This window comes from Siccirubricoccus soli (assembly GCF_024178315.1).
GTDB classification, from domain to species: Bacteria; Pseudomonadota; Alphaproteobacteria; order Acetobacterales; family Acetobacteraceae; genus Siccirubricoccus; species Siccirubricoccus soli.
Genome location: NZ_JAMZIK010000053.1, coordinates 1 through 554 on the forward strand (window position 1 = coordinate 1; position 554 = coordinate 554).

Consider the following 554-nt stretch of genomic DNA (forward strand, 5'->3'; position numbering starts at 1 on the left):
AAGGCATCGCCGGTGAGGAAGGCGGGCACCACCAGCACCACCCTCCCCTGGCCGGCGGGCAGGCTCGCCGGATCCGGCAGCGCCAGACGCCAGCAGGCGAGGGCCCTGACCTCCCTGGCCCGGCCGCGCCAGGGCGCCGCCGGGGCCGGGCGGAAGATGGCCGCGATCCACCCTCTCCGGCCGGTCCTCCCGCCGCGCCCTCAGGCCCAGAGCTTCGGGTTCAGCAGCAGCTCCGCCATCTTCGTGCTGATCGCCGCCAGCAGCTTGGCGCCCTTCTCGGCGCTTGCCACCCGCGCGTCGCCCACCACGCCGCTCGGCGAGATGGTCTTGAAGCTGCGGCGCATGGCGAGGCCGGGGGGCTGGCCCTCGACGCGGGTGGACATGGGGCCGAAGGCTTCCGCCAGCCGCTCCATCCGCACGCTTTCGGGGCGGAGATGCATGATCATGCTGGTCTCCGCCTCGCAGGCATGCATCAGCCCGCCCTGGCGCTCCAGCAGCGGGCCGATCACCTCCGGCACCACATGCCAATAGGTGCCGCCGGCGACCTTCACGCC

At 73.6% G+C, this 554-nt stretch carries 1 protein-coding gene; it reads right to left on the reverse strand.

The annotated features are described in order from the left end of the window. Positions 1–200: 200 nt before the first annotated feature. Positions 201–554: creatininase family protein (locus NJ376_RS08985; protein WP_252952908.1), on the reverse strand; the 354-nt coding region annotated here is incomplete at its 5' end.